The following is a 22,604-nucleotide window of genomic DNA, read 5'->3' on the forward strand; positions in this document are numbered from 1 at the left end:
CGTGCGCCCGGGGACGCTGTGGCGGTTCTACCTCGCGCGGCTGCGGACGCGGCCGGTGCACGAGCTGCTGGCGCTGCTGGGGATCGCGACGGGCGTTGCACTCGTGTTTGCGGTGCAGGTCTCGAACACCAGTATCGCCGGATCGATCGACCAGCTCGTGCACGCGGTCACCGGCGAGGCCACGCTGGAAGTCGCAACTCGCAGCGACCAAGGCTTCAATCAGGACGTCGCGAAGGTGATCGGCGACGTTGACGGCGTCGCGGTCGCCGCACCAGTGCTTGAGCGAAGAGTGACGCTCAGCGGCCCGCGCGGCGAGCGCACAATCCTGCTGATCGGCGCTACCTACGACCTCGCCCGCCTCGACGGACCCGTCACGAGAATGCTCGGCCCCGACGGCGTACAGCTCGGGCGCGGTCTGCTCCTGCCAGCTGAGGCCGCCGAGGCGACCGGTGCGCGCGCCGACCACTCGATCGACGTCAGATCCGGCGGGCGGCTGGTTTCCGCAAGGGTGACCTTCGTGTTGCCCGGCGCGCTGATCGGGTCGTTGGCGCAGAGCCCGATCGCCGTCGCGCCGCTGGGCTATGCGCAGGAACTCGCCGAGCGCCCCGGCAGAGTGACCCGCGTGCTCGTGCGAGCCGATCCGGGCAAGACCCAAGAGGTCCAGCGGCGTCTTCAGCAGACGCTGGGTCCGATCTTCGACGTGCGTCCCAGCGACACGGAGGCGCGGCTGATCCGGCAGGCGGCGCAGCCCAACGACCAGTCCACGAGCCTGTTCGCCGTCATCTGCGCCGCGATCGGATTTCTCTTCGCGCTCAACGCGGTCCTGTTGACAGTGCCCGAGCGGCGGCGGCTGGTCGCCGACATGCGAATGGAAGGCTTCTCGGCGTGGCAGCTGGCGTCGATGCTCGCGTTCGAGGCGATCGTGCTCGGCCTCGCCGGCTCGCTGTTGGGCCTGCTGCTCGGCGATCAGCTCTCGCGCCACGTCTTCCAGTCGGCTCCGGGGTACCTCAGCTTCGCGTTCCCGGTCGGCGGTCAGCGCGTGATCGCCACCTCCGCGGTGCTGCTCGCGATCGCAGCCGGCGTCACCGGCAGCCTGCTCGCGACCGCTCAGCCGCTGCGCGACATCTTCGGCCGCTCGCCCGTCGAAGGCGAGCGCCGAGCGCGCCCGGCGGGCGGACGGGTCGACACGTCCACGATCCTTGCCGCGCTCGGCGGCGTCTTGCTGCTGATGACGGTCGGGGTGCTGCTGCTGGCGCCGGCGGCGACGATCGTCGGGATCGGCGCGCTCGTACTGGCCACGCTGCTCCTGCTGCCAACCCTGCTCAGGGGGATGACCGCTGTCGCATGGTGGGTCGCCGAACGGGCCTCGTGGCATCCGTTGATCGTCGCGGTCGGGGAGCTGAGAGCCGGTCGCGGGCGGGGCACGGCGCTCGCTGCGACCGCCGCGCTCGCCGTCTTCGGCACGACCGCGATCGAGGGTGCGCACCGCGACCTGCTGCGCGGACTGGACCACGCCGCCTACGGGCTCACACACACAGCCGACATCTGGGTGCAGCCCGGCGGCACCGAGAACACCCTGACGACCGTCGACTTCACCAGACCGGCAGCCGCCGACGCACTCGGCAAGCTCGACGCGGTCACCGACGTACGGACCTACCAGGGCGGCTTCCTCGACTACGGCGGCCGGCGCCTGTGGGTCATCGGCCGCCCCGCCGAGGACCGCATCACGATCCCGGCGGGACAGGTCGTCGACGGCGGCGACGCCGACCTCGCCACGAGCCGCATCCGCGCCGGCGGCTGGGCCGTCGTCTCCAAGGCCGTCGCCGACGCGCAGGGTCTGCGCGTGGGCGAGCGCTTCGAGCTGCCGACGCCCGCAGGCGCCACGTCGCTGCGGCTGGCAGCAAAGATCTCGAATGTCGGCTGGGCCCCGGGAACGATCATCCTGAACCAGCGCGACTACCGGCGCGCGTGGCAGACAGCCGACCCAAGCGCGCTCGAGATCGACCTCGCGCCGGGGATCGACCCGGCCCGCGGCGCCGCGCTGGTGCGCGAATCGCTCGGCACCTCGGCGAGCGCGCTGAGCGTCGAGACCGCCCAGCAGCGCTGGGACGCGCTGCGCCGCAACGCGCGCCAGGGCCTCGATCGCCTCACGCAGATCTCGACGCTGGTGCTGATCGGCGCGATCCTCGCCACCGCCGCCGCCGTCAGCGCGACCGTGTGGCAGCGGCGAAATCGCCTCGCCGAGCTGCGTGCGCAGGGCTTCTCGCTCGGCCAGGTCTGGAGCGCCCTCCTGACCGAAGCGGGACTGCTGCTCGCGTTCGGCGCGGTGATCGGCGGGCTGGCCGGGCTCGCCGGCCAGCTGCTGCTCTCGCGCTGGCTCACGCTCTCGACTGGGTTCCCGACCGACTACTCCCCGGCGTTCGGACTCGCCGCGATCCTCTGCGCGCTGGTTGCCCTGATCGCGCTGCTGGTGATCGCGCTGCCAGGATATGCGGCGGCCCGAGCGCCGCTCTCGCTCAGCTTCCGAGAGGACTAACCGCCAGATCGGGCGATACTCGCTCCGTGCCGACCCTGCTGCTGGCGACGATGCTCGCTCGCTACTGGCTCACGGTCTTCCCGCTCGCTCGCCGCGCCCTGCGCGGCTGGGCCGCGGCGGCGGCCGCGATCCCCGACCCCGAGCTGCGCCGCCTCGCCCAACACACGCTCCAGAACGAGCACCTCAACGCCGAGGGCGCCGCGATCTTCGCGACCCTCGCCCCATGGCGCCGCACCCCGGCGCTTGTGCGCGCCGTCGTCGCCTATCAGGTGCTCTACGACTACCTCGACACGATCACCGAAACGCCGGCGCCGAGAACGGACGACGCCCGCCAACTCCACCGCGCGCTGCTCGACGCGCTCGACCTCGAAGCGACCCCGAGCGACTGGTACGCGCTGCACCCAAACCGCGACGACGGCGGCTACGTCGCCGCGCTCGTGACCGCCTGCCGCGCAGCGCTCTCCACGCTGCCGGCCTACGACCAGGTGCGCCCGTCCGCGCTCCGCCTCGCCGCGCTGTCGCGCGAGGTCCAGGCACTCAACCACGACGCTGCCGGCGACCGGGCCAGCAAGCTCGGCCGATGGGCGCAGACGCATCCCGCGCGAACGCACCTGCGCTGGTGGGAGTGCGCCGCGTCGGCAAGCTCCTCCCTCGGGGTGCACGTCCTGCTAGGACTCGCGACCGACCGAACGACGACCGCGACGCGCGCACGTGCGGCCGAGCGCTCCTACTGCGTGTCGCTCGGAGCGCTCAACACGCTGCTCGAATCGCTCGTGGACCTCGAAGAGGACCAACGCACCGGCGACCACAGCTTCGTCAGCTACTACCGCACCCCACATGAAACCGCCGACCGGCTCCAGGTGATCGCGGCCAGTACACGCGACGACGCCCGCCGGTTGCCACGAGCAGACCGCCACGTCGTGATCCTCGCCGGGATGGTCGGCTTCTACCTCGCCTGCCCCGAGGCGTGGCGGCCGCATGCGCGCGACACCGCCGCACGCACCCTTCACGCCATCGGCCCGCCCACGATGACGCTGACCCGTGTGCTGAGACTGCGCCGCGCGCTCTGAGCGATCCAGGACGTTTCTGCGGTTGGCATTGCGCCGGAACCCGGTGCTCAAAGAGCATCCGGACGGATGACCCGACACACCCAACGCACCACCCTGCGCCAGCGCCTGTCCGCCGCCCGCGAGGCGCGGCGCCAACGACGCTCCGAGCACTTCGACGCGCGCATCACCGCCCGCAAGGCGAGACAGACCGCCCGCGCCAGGATCGGCGTGATCCGGATCCCGCGGATCGGCGACGACCTCACCGCAGCCGAACGGCTCAGCCGCGACCTACCGCAACGCATCATCGAATGGTCCGACAACCGCGCACAACCATCCCGACTCGTCTCCGTCGAGATCCTCGCCCCGCTCCCGCGACCTGGCGAGCGGTTCGTCGCTCAGGGACGGCGCGCGGACGGACGCACCGTCTTCGTCAACTGCAAGATCGTCCGCCGAACCCCGTGGCGCCGACGGACCGACATCGTCAAGTTCACGATCCTCGACGCACGCTGACAAACGACCGGCCGAAGGCAGCCGGCCAACCGCCGCGCGCTGCACCGGGCCTCGGTAGGTTGCGACGTCGACGGTGAGCGGCGAATGGGCTTGCCGTCCGGGGCAGTCGAAATGAATCGAAGGGGACGCCGGATGCTCAGATTCCTGACCATGGCCCGCAAGCGTCGTCCGATCGCGCTCGCGCTCGTCATCGCTACCGCAGTCGCGCTCGCCGCACCGACCGTCGCGACCGCGCGAACGATCAACATCAACGCGCAGACGAAGTTGCACCTCGTCAAGAACGGCAAGAACGGCAACCAGCTGCGCGAGCGCGGAACCGCGACCGGCACCCTGCCCGGCCCGGTCGTCGCGCTCTTCACGGTCTCGCTCACGAGCATCACCGGGACCGTCACGCTCCTGCCCGAAAAGGGGTCGATCACGCTCACGATCAGCGGGCGGCCGACCGGCTCCCGCAGAGGCAAGACCACGGCCAGCGGCACCATGACGATCGTCGCCGGCACCGGCCGCTACAGCGGCGCGCGCGGCAGCGCGAGCTTCAACGGCACGCTGGACCGCTCGACGTGGGCCACCACCGTCCACGCGACCGGCTCGCTCACCTATTGACCGCCGACTGCGCACGACGAGCCGGCGCGGCGCTCGCGCTGCTCACGCTCGTCGCGCTCGCTTGGTCAGGCGCGGCGTCGGCGGCACCGGTGCATCTCGCCGCATCGTTCGGTCCTGACGCGCGTCTGGGGCATCCGACCTCGCTGCGCCTGCAGCTGTCGATCAGCCCGCGCCTCCCGTCGCCGGTGACGCGCATACGGATCCGCTACGCCCAGGGACTCGAGATCGCGACCAGCGGCCTCGCGCTCGACGAATGCCGCCTGCGGCCCGCGGACTTCGTCGGCGTGATGATCCCCCTCACCGGGCGAGCGGTCTGCCCCGCGAACTCCGTGATCGCGACCGGAACCGCCAGCGGAGAGGTCCGGCTCGACACGCTGACACTCCGCCAGACCGCGCTCATGACGATCCTCGCAGGCCCACTCCAACCCGGCCGCCTGCGACTCGTCGGCCTCGTCGAAGGCGTCAACCCCTTCGGCGTCCTGCTCGCCTACGACGGCACGCTCACACCCGCACGCCCACCCTACGGCGGCGCGATCACGATGACGCTTCCACCGATCCCCGACCTCCCCTACGACGACGCCCGTGTCGCGCTGCTCGGCGTCGACGCCACCATCGCCTCCCCGACCATCCTCTACCGCCGCACCGTCGCCGGCGAAGTCCGCCGCTACCGCCCCGACGGCATCGGCCTCCCAACCAGATGCCCGGCAGCAGGAATGCGATTCCGCGCCGACTTCACCTTCGAGGACGGCACGACCGCAGGTGCGGCGGCACGCACGCCCTGCCCGCCGAGCTGACGCAATCAGCCTCTGTACCACAAGCGAGTGCCTGGTCATCGAGGCAAAGTGCTCGTGAGGTCGGCTATCGACCGCCGCAGCGCCTTCTAGGCGCGTGCTCGACCAACCTGTTGGCTGCGAGATGTCGCTGACATGTGACATCGATCGTCAGAAAGGAAACAAGCAACCGCAATTCGTCGAATAACCGGCGCACTGTCGATCTAGATCTGCGAGGCTCGCGAGCAAGGGGACGGGCAGCCCGACGCACGGGTTCAATGCAGGAGGGCAGCATGAACGAGCCGTGACACCACCCCTGCGCGCGCACGCGCTTCCGCCGGAGTTGATCGCGGATCGCTCACAGCGCGCACCTAAGCTCCACAACCATCGTTACCTGAGGAGTGACATGAATTCTGCAAGGACTCCGCGCCGACGGATCGTCGGCGTGCTCAGTGTGCTGCTCGTGGCGGGCTGTTTGGCAGCTGTGTCTGGGACCGCATCGGCCGGCTACTACTGCAACATCCTGGTCGCGGCCAACTCGCAATGCTCGGGCAATTCGGGCATCGCGAGATGGAGCAGCAACGTCGCGCAGTACATAGGTGCCGGGACCGTGTCCGTCTGCGAGAAGACGACCTGGGCCACGAGCGGTCCCGACAACGGCTACGTCCTCAGCCGGATCTGTGCCAACAACACCGCCATCAGCAGCGCGGCGGACGGTTGGTCGTGGTTGGGCTACAACGAGCTGAACTTCGTCGGCAACAACTCCGGCAGCGCGCACACGATCCTCGGCGGCTCCGACCCATACAGCGGATTCGCCGCGCGCCGCTCCAACGGGTCGCAGACCGCGACCGCCGCAGTGACGGGCGCGACGGTCGCTCCGTCGACGGTCGCTGCGGATGTGCGCAGTCAACTCGGCGTGCTGCGTACCGCGCCCGCGTCGGGGAAGATCCCGACGATCACCGGACCGGGCGACCAGGTGTCGCTGCGGACGACGCGTGATCGGCTGTGCCTGGACTCCGGGCTCGCCGGCGGCGAGATCACCTGTCAGGACCATGAGTTGGCCGCAGAGGGCTATCTCCTCGCAGCAACGGTCTGCGGGCTGGACCAGCCGCGCGAGGACATCGTCGTGTACGGGGTGGTCCCGGACGGCGTCTCAGCCGTCCAGGTCGAAACGGCGGAGGGCAGCGAACTCGGTCAAGCCGCTGTCACGTCCAACACGTTCCGCATCCAGCTGTCCAAGCTCGACGCGGCGTCGGCAGACCATCTGAACTGGGTCGGCCGGGACGGGTCAGTGCCGCTCGGCGTCATTCCGGACGACCTCGGTTGCTGATCCATTAGCTCCGACGACTCGGGGCGGCAGTGGCGTTCGTGCCGCTGCCGCCCCGGCGTCAGACAACCGCTAGCCTGAAATTTGGATGCAGGGGACGAGCAGGGAGGATTGATGATGTTGCGCTTTATTCGGGTCGTGGCATTCGGTGCATATGCGCTGCTCAGTGCGCTCACCATGACGACGGCGAACGCCACCGCAGCCGACCCGGCGCTGCCTGTCGGGCCGTCGATCACCCGGCCCAATCCTGCGATCACGATGCAACCGGGGTCCTATCGGCTGTTGCCGTTGCGTGCCAACGACCCGGACGGCGGCCTGCCGTGGGCGATGGCGACCTATCTCGCTCGACCCACCGCGAACACCCGCATCCTCGTACTCTGCACCGCGTTCGGACGCGTTCAGAACGACCAGCTCGGCATAGTCAGCGAGCAAGGGACGTTTCTGCCCATAACGCCTGGCGCAAGCCCACAAACAGCGTGCGGCGGAGTCAGTGCCAGCCACGGCGAGCGTGCAAGCGGCTACGTCATGGCCTCATGGCCCGCGAGATTCGGCCCCGCGTGCTCCCCGGCGACCGCACAGGCCGCCGCTGACGCCCCACCGCGCGCCTGCGACCTCGCCGCTTTGCGCACGCTCTTCGGCATCTCGCTCGGCCGCGGGGTCGAGAGCGCCGCCATCCAGGAGCACCGCCACGGTCCCTGGACGCCACTCGAGGACGGCGGTGAGGGCACGTTCCTGGCCGTCCGTCGCGGCCTCTTCACCGACGCGACGACACCGACGATCCGCATTCGAGCAACCACCTGCGGGCCAGACGCGCGTCTTGACCTTCAAGCGCAGGGCCGAAAGACAGGCAGATGCACGGCCACCGTCGACCTGCCAAGCGGCGTACGGCCGGCGCCGGAGAGCGCCGCATCCAGACGCGCACGCAGAGCCAAGCGTCTGAACGCACCGATCCGCATCGTGGAGCGCCACGGCACAGCGAGCATTCGCCGCTTCACCGCACGCGTCACGCTCCCCATCACCGTCGAGGTCTCAAACGAGGCATACGCCTACCGCCTGCGAGGACCGTCCGGTCCTGGCTGCAACCGCACACGCACCGACGACACAAGCACCGACCCACTCTCCAGCTACCTCATGATCGCCGGCAGACCGTACGACCTCCCGCTCCTCCCGCTGGACCTCAGACGCGGCGTCTGGTGCAGAGGCACCTACAGACTCACCGTCCTCTTCGTCCGGCGCGTCGCGACGAGCAACAGAGTCCGCACCATCGCCAAGGCGATTGCCGCGACGACATTCAAAGTCTGATAGGCAGCTCGGTCCTCCTGCGGGAGCTTGCGTTGCTCAGCTCGAACGATCGCGGCCGACGCGCGCGTCCGCACTCAAGCGCGATGTGCATCGACTTGTTGCGCCAACCCTCAGCTGAATCCCAGTGCGGGAAAGCGCTTCTCTACCTTCCCGGCATCCTCGACATTTCCTCAGGGTGGCACGACAAGCCACGACACATCTGAGCAAGATCAATGCCCACAAGAGTCAAGAGGTTGACACTTTTCGTCAAGTGTTATACGTTTTGTTACATGACCCGATCTACACCGCCAGAAGTCGCGGAGCGTCGGCGCCTCGAAGACATCCTGCGCGGCTGCGGGATCGAGCGCGACTGGCTCAGGTACAAGGACGGCATCAACCGCAGCATGGTCCGGTCCGTGGTGAGAGAAGCACGCGAAGCCGGCATCAACGTTCGCGAGATCTCACGCTTGACCGGACTCAGCACCCAGACGCTGCACACCTGGATGCAGCCCCATATGAGACACGTACCCGCAGCCCACTACGGACGACTTGGTCTGCCTCCAAGCAGCCTGGAGGAGGCAGCGCTGCGAACGATCGCCGAGGACCCGAACCGCAGCTGGACGCCGACCGAAGTCTACGAAGCCATACCACCCGAGTGGCTGCGCGGAACGGTCACGGTTGCCGAGACCGCCGACGCGCTGGAGACGCTCGCCCGCACCCATCAGATCTGGGACGCAGAAGACAGCGACGCCTACCGGCTCGCCCAGCCTTGAACCGAGCAGCCGGTGCTCGGGAGGGCGAGGCGAGCCGGTTTGGCTTTGATCCTCGATCTGGTCGGTGTCGGTTCTACTCGTGTGCTCGGCGCCGCCGTCGTCTCGGCGGCGGGTCGTGTCGGCGGGACTCGTAGAGCGCGAACAACTCCGAGAGCTTCATGTCGAGACCGTGTCCGACCTTCAGGAGGACCCGGAACGTGGGGTTGATCTCGCCGCGCTCGATTGCGCCGATGTAGTTGCGGTGCAGCCCCGCGCGGAACCCGAGGGTCTCCTGCGAGAGGTCTCGGCGTGCGCGCGACTCGCGCACTGCTCGGCCGAGCACCTCGTGCTCACGCGATTGCATCCGGCTGGGGGCGCCCATCACGTCTCCTCCGCGTCTGGGATCGCGACGCGGTTGTAGGCGAGCTGGACCAGGAGCGTGCCGCAGACACCCGCGACGATCGCGACGCTCTGAAGCTCCTCGCGATCGACACCCCCGCCGTCAGCGCGCTCATAGAGCCGCTCGATCGCGTGCTCGTGCAGCCGCAGCAACGCGCGCATGAGCGCGTCGGGGTCCATCGTGATCGCGAACTCGCGACACGGGTCCACTCGCGTCCAGCCAATGTCGTCCAGCAGCCGCATCAGGTCGCGGTAGCGATGGCGCAACATCCGCGCGTCGTTGGGCCGGTCGTCATCGACAGCCCAGAAGATGTCGCCGATCGACGCCAGCAGCGTCCGGATCAGCTCCCACAACGCGTCCCGCTCGACCCGCCCGACCGTCACCACCCCGGCCGCGTCGTCGGCGCCACGGGCATGGGTGCACCGCGCTGCGGAGGTCATGAGCGCTCCCCCGCACCGCCGCAACGGCACTCGGCAGGCTCGTCGCCGACCATCTGCGCCAACACCTCCACCGACGCCGACATCGTCAACACGGCATCACACGCCGCCGAGCGCATCACCACGCGACCGCTGCCGCCGAGGTAGTCGGCCACCAGACGCGTGGCCCGGTCGTGCAACCTCACCAACACGCGCGTCGCCGCCGGCGGGTCCATCGTGACCGCGAACGCGCTGCGCACGTCGTTCAGGTCCCAGCCGAGGTCATCCAGCAGCCGCAACAGCTCCTCGTAGTGCTCGCGCAGCCGCCGCGCCACTATCGCGTGCCCGTCCTCGATCGCGCGATGAATCTCGCCGAGCCCGTCCAACTCGATCACGACCTGCTGCCGCAACGCCTCCCGCTGGGAGCGACTGATCGTCATCCGCTCCCGCATCACGACCCACCGCCCGCGTCGTCGTCCTCGATCTCCGTCAGCTCGATCAGGATCTCGTCGGCGACACGCATCGCGACCGACGCCGCCTCCACCTCAAGGCCGCCTTTACCGGTCGGGTGCGGCGAATCGATCACCACACCAAGCGCATGCTCGTACAGACGGGCGAGCGCGCGCCGGTGCGGCCCCCACTCTCTCGCGAACGTGAACTCCCGTCCGGGGTCGTTCGCGCCCCAGCCGAGGTCCTCCAGCAGGTGGAGGTCCTCTCGCCAGCACCGACCCAGCTCGCGCGCCTCTCTGAGCCGGCCCGCCTCGATCACCGCGGCGAGCTCACCCACGCTCGCGATCCGCGCCACGATCAGATCGCGCAACACGCCCCGCTCAGAGGGGCTGATCGTCACGCCATGCGACCACCACCAGCACGCAGACGCAGAGAAGCTCCACACGCCCGCAGGCATGTGAGGAACAATGGACTTGCATCGAAGGCCTCCTTCGGTGCCGGGCCCGGGGTGTTCGCGCACCGCCGGGCCGCTTTCAGTTAGTGCTTCTTGCAGCGCTTGCGAATGTAGGTGGCTCACCCACCCACGGCAAGGCCCGATGCCAGCCGTCGCACCCTCGCGCGCCAGAAACCGGACCCTCCAGGCAGCGGATTCTGCGTGCGGCCTGCACAAAACGGCACCCCCAACGGCACCCCCCCCCGCCCCTCCCGGAACGACAAAACCCCCGCGTTAGCAGGGGTTTTGTGTAATCGGGGCGCCGAGATTTGAACTCGGGACCTCTCCGACCCGAACGGAGCGCGCTACCAGGCTGCGCCACGCCCCGATGACGCTGTTCAGTATTCCACAGCGGCGACTCGATGGTACGTTCCCCCCCACGATGGGCGCTCGCGTGGAAGAGATCGTCGCGTATGTCGACGAGCTGTTGGAGATCGACCGGTTCTCTGACTATGGGCCGAACGGGCTGCAGGTTCCGAACGTCGGCGAAGCGCGCGAGGTCACGACCGTCGTCACCGGGGTCTCGGCTCAGCTGGCGCTGTTCGAGCGAGCCGTGCAGGAGAGAGCGCAACTGGTCCTCGCGCACCACGGGATCCTGTGGGACTTCGAGCCGCGGCGGATCGGCGCCGCACATGCGAAGCGGCTCAGAACCCTCCTCTGCAACGACATCGCGCTCGCCGGCTACCACCTGCCGCTCGACGCGCACCCGGAGATCGGCAACAACGCGCTGATCGCCGCCGGCCTCGGCGCCGCCCGTACGGAGCCCGCCTTCACGCACAGCGGCACCCCGATCGGGGTGATCGCGCACTTCGAGTCCGACGATGATCCCGCCGAAGGCGTTCCCGCCCCGGAACTGTTCGCCCGTATCGCCACCCTCACCGACCGCGATCCGCTCGTGTTCGACGGCGGTCCACCGAACGTCAAACGCCTCGGCATCGTCTCCGGCTCTGCCGCGAACGACCTGACGAGCGCCATCGACCAACGTCTCGACGCCTTCATGACCGGCGAGCCCAAAGAGCACGTGATGGCGCAGGCGCGCGAGAACCAGATCCACTTCATCGCCGCCGGGCACTACGCGACGGAGACGTTCGGAATCCGGCGCGTCGGGGAGCTGGTGGCCGAGAAGTTTGGCGTTTCTCACCACTTCGTCGATCTCCCAAACCCCGTCTAGGCGCCAACCCGCGGCGTTCGGACCGGGAGGTTTGAGCCCGTCCGTCAACGGAGGTATAAACGGTCAACGGCATCCACACGGGAGGTCTTTCGACCGATGGCAAACCATCTGACGCCCACGGAGCTCGCACGCGAGGCAGGTCTCGACCGCCGCGACGTGATCATGAAGTGCCTGGAGATGGGGGTGCCCATCTACAACGGGCGCATCGACAGAACCCTCTTCTCCGCGAGCCTCGACGACCGGTACCAGGTCACCGCCTCGCCGACACCCCTCGCGACCGGATAGGTGGCAGGGCCGGGGGCGCCCGCAGCACCGGCACCACGGCGCGACTGGCCGCTCAGCCAGTAACCCGCGCGCGTCGGACGGGACCGGCCTAGAATCGCCCTTCTCCAGTTCCGCACCACGAGGAGGAGGATCAGATGGAGGCGAGCGTCACGCACAGCGCTGCCGACGCATCGACCGGGTCGCGCACCATCGCCGACCTGCTGTCCCGTGCGGTCGACCTCTACGGCGACCGGACCGCGGTGAAGGTCAAGCGCGACGGCGCCTGGAGCGACCTGACGTTCGCCGAGGTGGCCGAGATCTCCGACGAGATCTCGCTCGGCCTGATCGACCTCGGCATCGCCCCCGGCGAACGCGTCTCGATCCTCTGCCGCACCCGGCCCGAATGGACCTACGCCGACTGGGGCGCGATCCAGACCGGCGCCGTCGTCGTGCCGATCTACCAGACCAACTCGCCCGAAGAGTGCGAGTGGGTCCTGGCCGACTCCGACGCGGTCGCGGTCTTCGTCGAGAACCAGGGCGAGCTGCAGAAGGTCGAGCAGATCCGCGACCGTCTCCCCCATCTCAGACATGTGATCGTGATCGATCCGTCTGAGGTCGCGGACATGACGCAGGCGATCTCGCTCGACGACCTTCGCGCGCGTGGCCGCACGCGCGACCGCGCAGAGCTCACAGCCCGCTACGAGGCCGTCGAGCCGAGCGATCCCTTCACCTTCATCTACACCTCCGGCACGACCGGCCCGCCGAAGGGCTGCGTCCTCACGCACGGCAACTACCGCGCGATGCTCGACATGGCCGAGCAGGGCGGCGGCATCGTCGAGAACGAGCTGACCTACCTCTACCTGCCGCTCGCGCACTCCTACGCGCTCCTGATCCAGCTGCTCTCCTACGACGTCGGCGCCGCGATCGCCTACTGGTCCAACGACCCGCTGCAGATCATCGTCGAGCTGAACGAGGTCCACCCGACCAGCCTGCCCTCGGTCCCGCGCATCTTCGAGAAGATCTACACGCTCGTGACGGGCAACTACCCGCGCGAGCAGATCGACCAGGCGTCGCAGCTCGGCGTCACCGTCCGCCACATGCAGCTGAGAGGCGAGCCGGTCCCGCCCGACCTCCAGGCAGCGTTCGACAGAGCTGACGCGGAGCTGTTCGCCAACGTCCGCAACGCGTTCGGCGGCAACGTCCGCCAGGCCGTCTCCGGCGCCGCCCCGATCGCGAAGGAGATCCTCGAGTTCTTCTACGCCTGCGGCGTCCCCGTGCTGGAGGGCTACGGGATGACCGAGACCTCCACCGCCGCCACCTTCCAGTCGCCCGAGGAGCACAAGTTCGGCACGGTCGGCAAGCCGTTCCCCGGCGTCGAGCTGAGAGTCGCCGCCGACGGCGAGCTGCTGATCAAGGGCGCCAACGTCTTCGCCGGCTATCACAAGCGCGCCGACGCCTCCTTCGGCGCGATCAGAGACGGCTGGCTGCACACCGGCGACCTCGGCTCGATCGACGACGAGGGCTTCCTCTCGATCACCGGCCGCAAGAAGGACATCATCATCACCGCCGGCGGCAAGAACCTCACCCCGGCGAACATCGAGAACGACATGAAGCAGTGCCGCTGGGTCTCGCAGGCGGTGATGCACGGCGACCGCCGCCCCTACCCGGTGATGCTGCTGACGCTCGACGTCGAGACCGTCGTGCCGTGGGCGCAGCAGCAGGGGCTGCCCGAGGACATTCCGTCGCTGTCGCGCGAGCCGCAGCTGCTGGCGCTGATCCAGGCCGACCTCGACCGCGCCAACGCGAAGTACGCCCAGGTGGAGCAGGTGAAGAAGTTCCTCGTGCTCGAACACGACCTCTCGCAGGAGACCGGCGAGCTGACGCCGACGCTGAAGATCAAGCGCAACGTCGTCAACGAGAAGTACGCCGCGCGGTTCGATTCGCTCTACGACGAATGAACGCGTACCCTCATCTGTGAGAGATGCGTACGGATCCGAGCGAAACCGGCGGGCTGTTCATCACCCGCCGCCCTGGGACGAGACCGACCCAGTACAGAGCGCCGCCCAGAATCGCGGGCGAGAAGCGTCGGCGGGCGGACAGCTTCGTCGCGGGCGGACTGCTCGCGCTGATGATCGTCGTCAACCTGCTGTTCTGGGGTCCGCTCCCGCTCGCCTGCCTGTTCGTCGGCGGCCGCCTGCAGCATCTGACCGACAACGTCGGCGTCGGCCTGGCCGCCTCGTTCGCGACCCTGATCGGCGGCCTGCTGCTCGGCCTGATGGCGCTCAAGCGGCTGGACTACGCCTGGATCCTCGTGCGGCGCGCGAGCGGGCACGACCAGCGGCAGGGGATCATCGGCCGCATCTTCATGGTCTGCTGCGCGATCGGCGCGCCCGTCTTCCTCGTCTGGCTGCTCGGCTTCAGCGGCGCGCAGCTGTCGGGCGCCGGCAACATGGGCTTCTAGACTCCATCCTCCGATGGGCCTGCGGGGGTACTACAGACAGTTCGCCGGCATGACCGACGAGGAGGTCAGCGAGCAGCTGCGCGAGCAGTCGGCGCAGGCGCGCCGCAAGGCGCTGGCGAAGGTCGAGGCGATCGACCTGTCGCTGACGACCTGGCACGAGCTGCCGCACCCCGACGTCGTCGCGGCCGTCACGTTCGCCTCGCGCGGGCTGCTGAACCTCGCACCGGACCCGACCGCGGAGGAGATCCGCCACGCGCTCGCGCGGCGGGTCGGGCTCGAAGCGAACCGGATCGCCGTCGGCGACGGCGCCGCGCAGCTGCTGTCGTCGGCGACGCGCGCGCTCGTGAAGCCGGGCGAGGAGCTGCTGATCCCGTGGCCGTCGTACGGCCTCTACCCGCTGATGGCACAGCGCGCGGGCGCACAGGCGGTGCCGGTGCCCCAAGGTCATGACGTCGAGCGGCTGCTGTCCGCGGTCACCCCGCGCACGCGCGCGATCGTGCTCTGCAACCCCAACGACCCGACCGGCGGCTACATGCCGCCGTCGCAGCTGCGCGCGCTGCTCGACGCACTGCCGGAGCACGTCTCGCTGCTGCTCGACGAGGCGCTGATCGACTACGTCTCCGACGAGCGCGCCGCGGCCGCCTCGCTCGCGCTGCTCGATGCCCATCCGCGCCTGCTCGTCTTCCGCACCTTCTCGAAGATCTACGGTCTCGCGGGGCTGCGCTGCGGCTACGTGCTCGGCGGACCGGGGGCGGAGCAACTGGTCGCGCAGCTCGCGCCCGAGCTCGGCGTCGGCGTGCCGAGCCAGGCCGGCGTGCTGGAGGCGCTGCGGGTCTGCGACGCGCAGGTCGCGTCGCGTCGCGCGACCGTCCTCGCCGAGCGCGCGCGGATGGCCGAGCTGCTGCACGACGCGCCGCTCGACGCCGCGCCCAGCGAGACCAACTTCCTCTGGCTGCGCGCCCCCGGCCTCAGCTCCTCCGAGCTGACCGCCCGCCTGCGCCGCGGCGGCGCGATCGTGATGAGCGGCACGGCAGTCGGCGACGACGAGCACGTCCGCGCGACGATCCAGGCCCCGATCCACGCCGATCGGTTGCTGGAAGCGGCGCGGACGGCTTTCTAGTCGTCGCGAAGCGCCTGCGTCTGAGGCGCGTCTCAGTCGCTGGCGCTCTGGCGCAGCAGCGTGCTTCTCGTCTGCTCCAGAATCGCCCGCCACCGCGCCGTCTCGGCCGGCTCGGCCGTCGCGAAGTGCTTGACGACCTTGTTGACGCGCGTGGCGGAGATCTCGATGCCGTGTCTGGCCGCGACGCGGCGCAGCCTCGGATAGTCCGCCGACAGCTTCTGGGTGACCGATCTGAAACCGTGGCGGGCGATCGAGACGCGTGAGCGGTAGTCCATCACGCTCGTGCGGAACATCAGCTCGTCGCTCGGATCGGGCTCGATCAGGACGATGTCGACGCCGGGGTAGCGCTGCTCCCACTGGCGCTTCATCTCGTGCAGGCGGTTGTGGGCGATCAGCTTGAACGTCTGGTAGCCGACCTGCGGGAAGCCCATGTCGGAGATCCGCTTGCGCCCTGGCGCCTCGGGGTCGTTGACGTCGTTGACGTACGGGACGAGCGGATTGACGACGATCAGCAGTCTCGCGCCCGCCTCGACGGCGATGTCGAGGTTCGTCGTCGAGACGATCCCGCCGTCGACCAGCTCGCGATCACCGATCCGCACGGGCTTGTAGACCATCGGCAGCGCGGTCGAGGCGCGCACGGCGGTCGAGATCGGCACGTCGTCGAAGCCGGGCTGGCCGAACACGACCCGCTCGGCCGTGTCGAGGTCGGTCGCGGTCAGGTACAGCTCGTGCGTCAGCTCGCGGAAGTCGTCGCTGCGGCCCTCCCCGTCCAGCACCGCGCGCACGTACGACTCGATCCCGCCGCCGGAGTAGAGGCCCGACGGCATCCCCTCCGCCAGCCCCAGCACGACGTCGAGCGCCGACACCTGGCCGAGCTGGCCGAGCAGCCTGCCGGTCAGCTTCGCGGCGCGGAACGGGAAGCTGAGCGCGCTGCCGACCAGCTCGCGGACGTTCAGCGCCAGCACCGTCTTGAGGTCGACGTCGGGGAACGGCGTCGGCACCTGACGGTTGACGACGCGCATCATCTCCTCGGGCGTGATCCCGTTCGCCGTCATCGCGGCGACGAGCGAGCCGGCGCTCGTGCCGACGTAGACGTCGAAGTCGGTCACCGACCTGTTGACCGACAGCAGGTCCAGCGCGCGCAGCGCGCCGATCTCGTAGACCGCGCCCGTGACACCTCCGCCGCCCAACACCAGCGCAGTCTTCGACGGCCGCCCGGGGCGCCGCGCGGTCGAGCGCCGGCGGACCTGCGCAGCCGGCCCGCTGCCGTTGCGCCGCTCGCTGCCGGACGTCTCCAGTCTGACGACTCTGCCCATGGTTCCATAGTGTACGGAGGCGTTTCAAAGCAAACGCCGCTGTTCCGTCCGGCCCGACCGCGACTTTCCTGCGACACCGCTGTTCCGATCCCCATGCGCCGCACCGCTCTCCTCGCCACCGTCATCGCCCTCGCCGCCCCCGCCGCGTCGGCCGCCACCGCCGCCGCGGCGCCGCTCGACGCGTCCGTCGCGCGTGAGCTGGCGCGCGGAGGCGGCTCCAACGGCGCGTTCGTGCTCGACACGACGACCGGCAGAACGCTGGCCGCGGTGCGCGCGGACTCGATGCGGATACCGGCCTCGGTCGAGAAGCTCTACACGACCTCGACGGCGCTGCTGCGCTTCGGCGCCGACGCGACGCTCGACACCCAGGTGCTCGGGACCGGCACGCTGACGCCGGCCGGCGTCTGGAGGGGCGACCTGTACCTGCGCGGCAGGGGCGACCCGACGTTCGGCAGCGCGAGCTTCAGGCAATACGACGGCACCAGCGGCACGAGCGTCACGGAGCTGGCGGACGCGGTCTCCGCCGTCGGCATCACGAAGGTCACCGGCCGCGTCTTCGGCGACGAGTCGTGGTTCGACCTGCGCCGCGGCGGTCCGTCGACGAACTGGGGCTTCGACGTCTGGATCGGCGGCCCGCTCAGCGCGCTGCTGTACAACCGCGGCCTCGCGAACGAGAACGGCAGCTCGCTCGCCAAGCAGCCGGCGCAGTTCGCCGCGCAGCAGCTGACGAGCGCGTTGAGAGGCGCCGGCGTGAGGGTCGCCAAGGCGCCGGCGCTCGGCACCGCGCCCGCGAGCGCGCAGGAGCTGGCGGTCGTCCCGTCGCCGCCGATCTCGCAGCTGGCGGCGCTGACGCTGGTGCCGTCGGACAACCTCTTCGCCGAGCAGCTGATCAAGGTCGTCGGCGCCGAGTTCGGCACCAGCGGCTCGACGACGGCTGGCACCGCGGTCGCGCGCAGCACGCTGCAGCAGCGCTTCAAGATCAGCCCGCGGATCGCCGACGGCTCCGGCCTCTCGCGCGCGGACGCGACCAGCCCGCGCCAGGTCGTCACGCTGCTCGACGGGATGCGCGACGTGCCGGGGCTGCGCAGCGGCCTGCCGGTCGCGGGCCGCAGCGGCACGCTCGCCAATCGGATGCGCGGCACGATCGCGCAGGACCGCTGCCAGGCGAAGACCGGCACGCTCTCCAACGTCTCCGCGCTCGGCGGCTACTGCAGAACCGCCAACAACCACACGATCGCGTTCGCGTTCATGTTCAACAGCGTCAACACCTACTCGGCGAAGGCCGCGGAGGACCGCCTGACGCAGCTCGTCGCGCGCCAGCGCCCGACGGGATCGACGCGCGCGGGCGCGGCGCCGGGCGCCGGTTCCACGCCGCCGGCCGGCACCACGCCGGACGCGACGTCCGCTCCCGGCGCCTCCGCTCCCGCCAGATCGACCCGCTCCGCCTCGGCGCCGCCCACGTCGCCCGCCGCCGTCAACGGAGCGGTCCGCGCCCCGCGCTAGCGTCGTCTTCCGTCGAACAACCCGACGGGAGGCAGCAGTGCTGAAGGGCTTCAAGGACTTCATATCGCGCGGCAACGTGGTCGATCTGGCCGTCGCGGTCGTGATGGGCGCCGCGTTCGGCGCGGTCGTGACGGCGCTTGTCGCCGACTTCATCACCCCGATCATCGCCGCGATCGGCGGCCAGCCGGACTTCTCCGACCTCAGCTTCACGATCAACGGCAGCAAGTTCGCCTACGGCCACTTCATCAACGCCGTGATCGCGTTCGTGATCCTCGCCGCGGCGATCTACTTCCTCGTCGTGCTGCCGCTGGAGCGGGTGCTGAGACAGCCGGACTCCGAGAAGGACGCCGACGCCTCGGCGCGCGCATGCCCGGAGTGCCTCTCGTCGATCCCGGCGGAGGCGCGCCGCTGCATGTACTGCACCTCGGAGATCGAGCCGCTGACGGGCGGGACGACGGGAGCAGTGCCGGCTTAGGGCGGACGCCACTCGGGCGCGTGCCGTTTGGCAGGAGTGGCCGCGCCCGGCAGGGGGAGCGGCCGCTCTTACGCGACGGCGGGCACGGCCGTCGGCAGCGGCGGCGTCTGGCGCAGCCACAAGGACATCAACAGCGCGCACCCGAGCAGCGTGCCGCCGACCGACATGACCGCGGTCCACTGGCCGCCGCTCCAGGCCGCGCCGGCGGCGATCCCGCCGAGCGATGAACCGGCGTAGTAGGCCAGCAGATAGAGCGCGGAGGCCTGCGCGGCGGAGCCGGCGTGGTTGCTGCCGCGGCGCCCGACCCAACTGGAGGCGACCGAGTGACCGGCGAAGAAGCCCGCCGTCAGCGTCGCGACGCCGAGCACGATCAGCGGCAGCGCATGGGCGCCCGTCAGCGCCAGACCGGCGCCGGCGAGCACGATCGCGGCGGGCAGGACCCCACGGCGGCCGATGCGGTCGGCCAGGCGCCCGGCCCAGGCGGAGCTGAACGAGCCGATCGGGTAGACGAGGAAGATCGCCGCGACCGCCGCGTGGCTGAGTCCGTAGGGCGCGTCCTCGAGGCGAAACGTGAGGCCGTTGTAGACCGCGGCGAAGGTCGCCATCAGCAGCGCGCCGACGGCGTCGAGGCGCAGCAGGCCCGGCTCGGTCAGATGCACGCGCATCCCGCGCACGAGACGGCCCGGCTGGAACGGCCGCGAGTGGAAGTGCTGGGAGGCGGGCAGCAGCTTGGTCGCGGTGAGCGCGCAGACCAGCGCCATCCCGCCGACGCCGAGCAGCGCGACGCGCCAGCCGCCGTGGTCGGCGAAGACGCCGGTCAGCAGCCGGCCGAGCATCCCGCCGATCGCGTTGCCGCCGATGTACAGCCCTATCGAGAGCCCGAGCGACGAGCCGTGGATCTCTTCGGCGAGGTACGCCATCGCGACGGCGGGCAGCCCGGCGAGCGCGATCCCCTGCAGAGCCCGAAGCGCCAGCAGCGCCTCGAAGCTGGGAGCCGCGGCGCAGGCGAGCCCGAGCAGCGAGGCCAGCAGCAGCGACCACTTCATCACGCGCGTGCGGCCGTAGGCGTCGGCGAGCCAGCCGGCCGGGACGAGCGACAGCCCCAGCGCGGCGGTGGTGACGGCGAGCACGAGCGCGGACGCGGCCGGCGTGATCGAGAAGCTGTCCGACAGCAGCGGCAGCAGCGCCTGCGGCGAGAACAGCAGCGCGAAGGTCGCGACACCTGCTGCGAAGAGGGCGACCGATGCGCGTCTGAAGCCGGCTTCGCCGGCGCGGTGACGGTCTGGCAGGAGGGCTGCGTCAGGCACGAGATACAAGGTAGGACGGGCGCATGGATGTGTCCAATGCATGATTGACGATGAATCGATGCTGTGCGAGCATCTGTGAGATGGCTCCGCTCGGGACCCCATGACCTTCGAGGAGCTGCGCTGGTTCGTCGCGGTCGCCGAGGGCGAGCACGTGACCGCCGCGGCGGCGGAGCTGCACGTCAGCCAACCAGCGCTGTCGCGGGCGCTGGCGCGCGTGCAGGCGGACGTCGGCGTGCCGCTGTTCGACCGCGACGGGCGGCGGGTGCGGCTCAACCGCTACGGCCGCCTCTACCTCGAGCACGCCCGCCGCGCGCTCGCGCTGCTCGACGCCGGCCGCGACGAGCTGGCCGCGGCGACCGGGGCCAGCGGCAGCGGCACCGTCGTGCTCGCGTTCCTGCACACGCTCGGCAGCTGGCTCGTGCCGGCGCTGCTGCGCGGCTTCGGCGCCGCGCACCCCGGCGTCACGCTGCAGCTCGCGCAGGACAGCGCGGGCGAGATGCTGCACGCGCTGCAGAGCGGCAGCGCGGACCTCGTGCTGACGAGCCCGCGCCCGGACGACCCCGCGATCGGCTGGCACGCGCTCGCGAGCGAGCCGCTGCGGCTGGTGGTGCCCCCGGGCCACCGGCTCGCGGGCCGCAGACGCGTCCGCGTCGCCGACGTCGGCGAGGACCGCTTCATCGTGATGAAGCCCGCGTACGGCCTGCGCAGCCTCACCGACGAGCTGTGCGAGCGCGCCGGGATCAACCCGACGATCGCGTTCGAGGGCGACGACATCGGCACGCTGCGCGGCCTCGTCGCGGCCGGACTCGGCGTCTCGCTGCTGCCACCGCCGCAGTCGGCCGGCGCGGCGATCGCCGATCCCGCCACGCCACATCTCCAGCTGGCCGACAGAGGCGCCGCCCGCGAGCTGGGCCTCGCCTGGGAGAAGAACCGCTACCGCTCGCCCGCGACCGAGACCTTCCGCGAATACGTCGTCGCGAACGGGCGCGCGCTGGTGAGCGCCCTCTAGCTCTCCACCAGGATCAGCCCGGCTGCGAACGCGCCGATGTACAGCAGCGACAGCGCGACGATCGCGACGGGGCCGAGCGCGTCGCGCCAGGAGCGCAGGTCCGACGGGCGCAGCGCGAACAGGCAGACGAGCAGGACGAACGGGTCGAAGTACTTCTGGTAGGGCAGCCGCGTCGCGAGCTGCGCGACGAGGAAGCAGGCGAACAGCACGACCGGCAGCGAGCGCCAGCCGTAGCGGCGCACGCCGAGCGCCGCGAACGCGCTGCCGAGCGGCACGAGTATCCAGAACAGCCATGCGGTGTCGAGCAGCTGCGGGCCGGAGCGCGAGACGCGCCACAGATATCCCTCGTCGCCCCTGCCGTAGGAGAGCGGCACGACCAGCAGCACGACCAGCGCCACCGCCGCACCGGCCGCGGCGGTCAGCAGCCACGGCCGCAGCTCGTCGCGGTGGGCGCGCAGGCCGTCCAGCAGCGGGCGCCAGAACAGCAGCGGGCTGTAGACGCCGAGCACCGCGAGCGTGAACAGCGGCGAGCGCAGCGGCGACGCGTCGCGCCAGCCGAGCCTGCCCTCCTGCGGCGCGCAGAGGCCGCACGACGCAGGGTCGGCCCCGACGGGGACGATCCCTCTCCACGCGATCACGAGCGCGGCGAACGGCACCGCCGCGAGCGCGAGCAGCCCGAGCCCGTACGCGACCCGGCGCAGGTCGACGCCCGGCCGCGACAGCAGCCAGACGCCGCCGAACAGCCCGAGCCAGACGTAGGACTGCCGTGTCAGCAGCGCCAGCGCGACCCACAGGCAGGCGAGGGCGAATGCGTCCAATCGAAGTTTGTCCTGCGAGAACGCGAGAAAGCGGTCGATCGCCAGCAGCGCGAACAGCAGGCCGAGGTTGTCGGTCACGAGGATGAACGACTGGCCGAAGACGTACGGCGACAGCGTGAAGACGAGCGCGAGGCCGACCGCGGGCCAGCGCGCGAGTGCGACGTGGCGGCGCAGCAGTCGGTAGAGCACCAGCGTCACGCCGTAGGACGCGACCAGCCCGACGATCCGCAGCTTCCACAGCTCCATCCCGACGACGTCGCCCCAGATCGCGACAAGCAGGTGGTAGAGCGGCGTCTGCGCTGCCGGATAGTTGACGAGGTCGACGCCGGGGAACTGGTCGGCGAACTGCCGGATCGTCGGCAGGTGGTAGGTCAGCTCGTCGCCGCCGTGGTAGGTCGGCATCGTCACCGTCAACCCGCGCAGGATCGCGACGGTGAACAGATACGGCAGCGCGAGCACGCCGGCGACCTGCCAGCGCGCCGGCACCCGCGTCCACCAGCTCACGCTCGCCGCGCGGATCACCCCGGTTCCCATACGACCCTGAACGGTACCTGCCGGAGGATGTTGCGCAGG

The 22,604-nt window shown here is 70.2% G+C and carries 23 protein-coding genes and 1 tRNA gene; 16 read left to right on the forward strand and 8 right to left on the reverse strand.

Features of this window, described 5'->3' with window-relative positions; translation table 11 throughout:
• The first annotated feature begins 1 nt into the window (after position 1).
• The 8 genes from Q7L65_RS04490 (at position 2) to Q7L65_RS04525 (ending at position 8,849) form a co-directional block, all read left to right on the forward strand.
• Entirely contained in the window at positions 2–2,536 is a 2,535-nt protein-coding gene (locus Q7L65_RS04490; RefSeq protein WP_304719053.1) for an ABC transporter permease, read from the forward strand.
• Between the two features lie 26 nt (positions 2,537–2,562).
• The gene (locus Q7L65_RS04495; RefSeq protein ID WP_304719054.1) at positions 2,563–3,606 is read left to right on the forward strand and encodes a DUF2600 family protein; all 1,044 of its coding nucleotides are present in this window, start codon (positions 2,563–2,565) and stop codon (positions 3,604–3,606) included.
• Positions 3,607–3,672: 66 nt separating this feature from the next.
• On the forward strand, positions 3,673–4,095 hold the full coding sequence (locus Q7L65_RS04500; protein ID WP_304719055.1) for a hypothetical protein: 423 nt from the start codon (positions 3,673–3,675) through the stop codon (positions 4,093–4,095).
• Between the two features lie 150 nt (positions 4,096–4,245).
• A complete protein-coding gene (locus Q7L65_RS04505; RefSeq protein ID WP_304719056.1) occupies positions 4,246–4,698 on the forward strand; it encodes an autotransporter in 453 nt (150 codons plus the stop codon).
• Between the two features lie 89 nt (positions 4,699–4,787).
• Positions 4,788–5,492 carry a hypothetical protein gene (locus Q7L65_RS04510; RefSeq protein WP_304719057.1) on the forward strand — a complete coding sequence of 235 codons (705 nt, stop codon included), beginning with the start codon at positions 4,788–4,790 and terminating at the stop codon, positions 5,490–5,492.
• 421 nt (positions 5,493–5,913) lie between these two features.
• On the forward strand, positions 5,914–6,798 hold the full coding sequence (locus Q7L65_RS04515) for a hypothetical protein (protein ID WP_304719058.1): 885 nt from the start codon (positions 5,914–5,916) through the stop codon (positions 6,796–6,798).
• Between the two features lie 111 nt (positions 6,799–6,909).
• Entirely contained in the window at positions 6,910–8,097 is a 1,188-nt protein-coding gene (locus Q7L65_RS04520) for a hypothetical protein (protein WP_304719059.1), read from the forward strand.
• A 269-nt stretch (positions 8,098–8,366) separates the two neighbouring features.
• A complete protein-coding gene (locus Q7L65_RS04525; protein WP_304719060.1) occupies positions 8,367–8,849 on the forward strand; it encodes a hypothetical protein in 483 nt (160 codons plus the stop codon).
• A 73-nt stretch (positions 8,850–8,922) separates the two neighbouring features.
• Here Q7L65_RS04525 and Q7L65_RS04530 read toward each other — a convergent pair whose 3' ends face one another.
• The 5 genes from Q7L65_RS04530 to Q7L65_RS04550 all read right to left on the reverse strand — a co-directional run bounded on the left by Q7L65_RS04530 (position 8,923) and on the right by Q7L65_RS04550 (position 10,915).
• Positions 8,923–9,210, reverse strand: a complete 288-nt coding sequence (locus Q7L65_RS04530; RefSeq protein WP_304719061.1) for a helix-turn-helix transcriptional regulator — start codon at positions 9,208–9,210, stop codon at positions 8,923–8,925.
• Complete coding sequence (locus tag Q7L65_RS04535; protein WP_304719062.1) at positions 9,210–9,668, reverse strand: hypothetical protein; 459 nt, start codon at positions 9,666–9,668, stop codon at positions 9,210–9,212. Before Q7L65_RS04535 ends, Q7L65_RS04530 begins: the two co-directional genes overlap by 1 nt.
• Positions 9,665–10,084 (reverse strand): hypothetical protein, encoded by a 420-nt coding sequence (locus Q7L65_RS04540; protein ID WP_304719063.1) that lies wholly within the window; start codon positions 10,082–10,084, stop codon positions 9,665–9,667. The genes Q7L65_RS04535 and Q7L65_RS04540 overlap by 4 nt, the downstream gene beginning before the upstream one ends.
• 11 nt (positions 10,085–10,095) lie before the next feature.
• Complete coding sequence (locus tag Q7L65_RS04545; protein WP_304719064.1) at positions 10,096–10,551, reverse strand: hypothetical protein; 456 nt, start codon at positions 10,549–10,551, stop codon at positions 10,096–10,098.
• A 290-nt stretch (positions 10,552–10,841) separates the two neighbouring features.
• A tRNA-Pro gene (locus Q7L65_RS04550) sits at positions 10,842–10,915 on the reverse strand.
• A gap of 54 nt (positions 10,916–10,969) precedes the next feature.
• Between Q7L65_RS04550 and Q7L65_RS04555 the strand changes: the two genes are divergently transcribed.
• The 5 genes from Q7L65_RS04555 (at position 10,970) to Q7L65_RS04575 (ending at position 15,603) form a co-directional block, all read left to right on the forward strand.
• Positions 10,970–11,758, forward strand: a complete 789-nt coding sequence (locus Q7L65_RS04555; RefSeq protein WP_304719065.1) for a Nif3-like dinuclear metal center hexameric protein — start codon at positions 10,970–10,972, stop codon at positions 11,756–11,758.
• Positions 11,759–11,854: 96 nt separating this feature from the next.
• Positions 11,855–12,043, forward strand: coding sequence for a hypothetical protein (locus tag Q7L65_RS04560; RefSeq protein ID WP_304719066.1), 189 nt, complete (start codon positions 11,855–11,857; stop codon positions 12,041–12,043).
• Positions 12,044–12,177: 134 nt separating this feature from the next.
• On the forward strand, positions 12,178–13,980 hold the full coding sequence (locus Q7L65_RS04565) for a long-chain fatty acid--CoA ligase (RefSeq protein WP_304719067.1): 1,803 nt from the start codon (positions 12,178–12,180) through the stop codon (positions 13,978–13,980).
• A 23-nt stretch (positions 13,981–14,003) separates the two neighbouring features.
• A complete protein-coding gene (locus Q7L65_RS04570; RefSeq protein WP_304719068.1) occupies positions 14,004–14,483 on the forward strand; it encodes a hypothetical protein in 480 nt (159 codons plus the stop codon).
• Between the two features lie 13 nt (positions 14,484–14,496).
• The gene (locus Q7L65_RS04575) at positions 14,497–15,603 is read left to right on the forward strand and encodes a histidinol-phosphate transaminase (RefSeq protein WP_304719069.1); all 1,107 of its coding nucleotides are present in this window, start codon (positions 14,497–14,499) and stop codon (positions 15,601–15,603) included.
• A gap of 32 nt (positions 15,604–15,635) precedes the next feature.
• Here the strand turns inward: Q7L65_RS04575 and Q7L65_RS04580 are convergent, their stop codons facing one another.
• Positions 15,636–16,919: a patatin-like phospholipase family protein gene (locus Q7L65_RS04580; protein ID WP_304719070.1), complete on the reverse strand. Its 1,284-nt coding sequence runs from the start codon at positions 16,917–16,919 to the stop codon at positions 15,636–15,638.
• 93 nt (positions 16,920–17,012) lie between these two features.
• Between Q7L65_RS04580 and dacB the strand changes: the two genes are divergently transcribed.
• Positions 17,013–18,422, forward strand: a complete 1,410-nt coding sequence (gene dacB, locus Q7L65_RS04585) for a D-alanyl-D-alanine carboxypeptidase/D-alanyl-D-alanine-endopeptidase (RefSeq protein ID WP_304719071.1) — start codon at positions 17,013–17,015, stop codon at positions 18,420–18,422.
• Positions 18,423–18,459: 37 nt separating this feature from the next.
• Positions 18,460–18,897 (forward strand): large conductance mechanosensitive channel protein MscL, encoded by a 438-nt coding sequence (mscL, locus tag Q7L65_RS04590; RefSeq protein ID WP_304719073.1) that lies wholly within the window; start codon positions 18,460–18,462, stop codon positions 18,895–18,897.
• A 68-nt stretch (positions 18,898–18,965) separates the two neighbouring features.
• Here the strand turns inward: mscL and Q7L65_RS04595 are convergent, their stop codons facing one another.
• Positions 18,966–20,204, reverse strand: a complete 1,239-nt coding sequence (locus tag Q7L65_RS04595; RefSeq protein ID WP_304719074.1) for an MFS transporter — start codon at positions 20,202–20,204, stop codon at positions 18,966–18,968.
• Positions 20,205–20,304: 100 nt separating this feature from the next.
• Between Q7L65_RS04595 and Q7L65_RS04600 the strand changes: the two genes are divergently transcribed.
• Entirely contained in the window at positions 20,305–21,213 is a 909-nt protein-coding gene (locus Q7L65_RS04600) for a LysR family transcriptional regulator (protein WP_304719075.1), read from the forward strand.
• Here the strand turns inward: Q7L65_RS04600 and Q7L65_RS04605 are convergent.
• Positions 21,210–22,565 (reverse strand): glycosyltransferase family 39 protein, encoded by a 1,356-nt coding sequence (locus tag Q7L65_RS04605; RefSeq protein WP_304719076.1) that lies wholly within the window; start codon positions 22,563–22,565, stop codon positions 21,210–21,212. The genes Q7L65_RS04600 and Q7L65_RS04605 overlap by 4 nt on opposite strands.
• Positions 22,566–22,604: the final 39 nt, after the last annotated feature.

Source organism: Conexibacter sp. CPCC 206217 (assembly GCF_030646165.1).
GTDB lineage: Bacteria > Actinomycetota > Thermoleophilia > Solirubrobacterales > Solirubrobacteraceae > Conexibacter.

Excerpts from the sequence above, each read along its gene's own strand:
- Q7L65_RS04575 (WP_304719069.1), top strand. The coding sequence starts at position 14,497 with ATGGGCCTGCGGGGGTACTACAGACAGTTCGCCGGCATGACCGACGAG.
- Q7L65_RS04600 (WP_304719075.1), top strand. The coding sequence starts at position 20,305 with ATGACCTTCGAGGAGCTGCGCTGGTTCGTCGCGGTCGCCGAGGGCGAG.
- Q7L65_RS04605 (WP_304719076.1), bottom strand. The coding sequence starts at position 22,565 with ATGGGAACCGGGGTGATCCGCGCGGCGAGCGTGAGCTGGTGGACGCGG.
- Q7L65_RS04555 (WP_304719065.1), top strand. The coding sequence starts at position 10,970 with ATGGGCGCTCGCGTGGAAGAGATCGTCGCGTATGTCGACGAGCTGTTG.
- Q7L65_RS04530 (WP_304719061.1), bottom strand. The coding sequence starts at position 9,210 with ATGGGCGCCCCCAGCCGGATGCAATCGCGTGAGCACGAGGTGCTCGGC.
- Q7L65_RS04535 (WP_304719062.1), bottom strand. The coding sequence starts at position 9,668 with ATGACCTCCGCAGCGCGGTGCACCCATGCCCGTGGCGCCGACGACGCG.
- Q7L65_RS04520 (WP_304719059.1), top strand. The coding sequence starts at position 6,910 with ATGATGTTGCGCTTTATTCGGGTCGTGGCATTCGGTGCATATGCGCTG.
- Q7L65_RS04545 (WP_304719064.1), bottom strand. The coding sequence starts at position 10,551 with ATGCCTGCGGGCGTGTGGAGCTTCTCTGCGTCTGCGTGCTGGTGGTGG.
- dacB (WP_304719071.1), top strand. The coding sequence starts at position 17,013 with ATGCGCCGCACCGCTCTCCTCGCCACCGTCATCGCCCTCGCCGCCCCC.
- Q7L65_RS04560 (WP_304719066.1), top strand. The coding sequence starts at position 11,855 with ATGGCAAACCATCTGACGCCCACGGAGCTCGCACGCGAGGCAGGTCTC.
- Q7L65_RS04500 (WP_304719055.1), top strand. The coding sequence starts at position 3,673 with ATGACCCGACACACCCAACGCACCACCCTGCGCCAGCGCCTGTCCGCC.
- Q7L65_RS04525 (WP_304719060.1), top strand. The coding sequence starts at position 8,367 with ATGACCCGATCTACACCGCCAGAAGTCGCGGAGCGTCGGCGCCTCGAA.
- Q7L65_RS04505 (WP_304719056.1), top strand. The coding sequence starts at position 4,246 with ATGGCCCGCAAGCGTCGTCCGATCGCGCTCGCGCTCGTCATCGCTACC.
- Q7L65_RS04580 (WP_304719070.1), bottom strand. The coding sequence starts at position 16,919 with ATGGGCAGAGTCGTCAGACTGGAGACGTCCGGCAGCGAGCGGCGCAAC.
- Q7L65_RS04540 (WP_304719063.1), bottom strand. The coding sequence starts at position 10,084 with ATGACGATCAGTCGCTCCCAGCGGGAGGCGTTGCGGCAGCAGGTCGTG.
- Q7L65_RS04570 (WP_304719068.1), top strand. The coding sequence starts at position 14,004 with ATGCGTACGGATCCGAGCGAAACCGGCGGGCTGTTCATCACCCGCCGC.
- Q7L65_RS04565 (WP_304719067.1), top strand. The coding sequence starts at position 12,178 with ATGGAGGCGAGCGTCACGCACAGCGCTGCCGACGCATCGACCGGGTCG.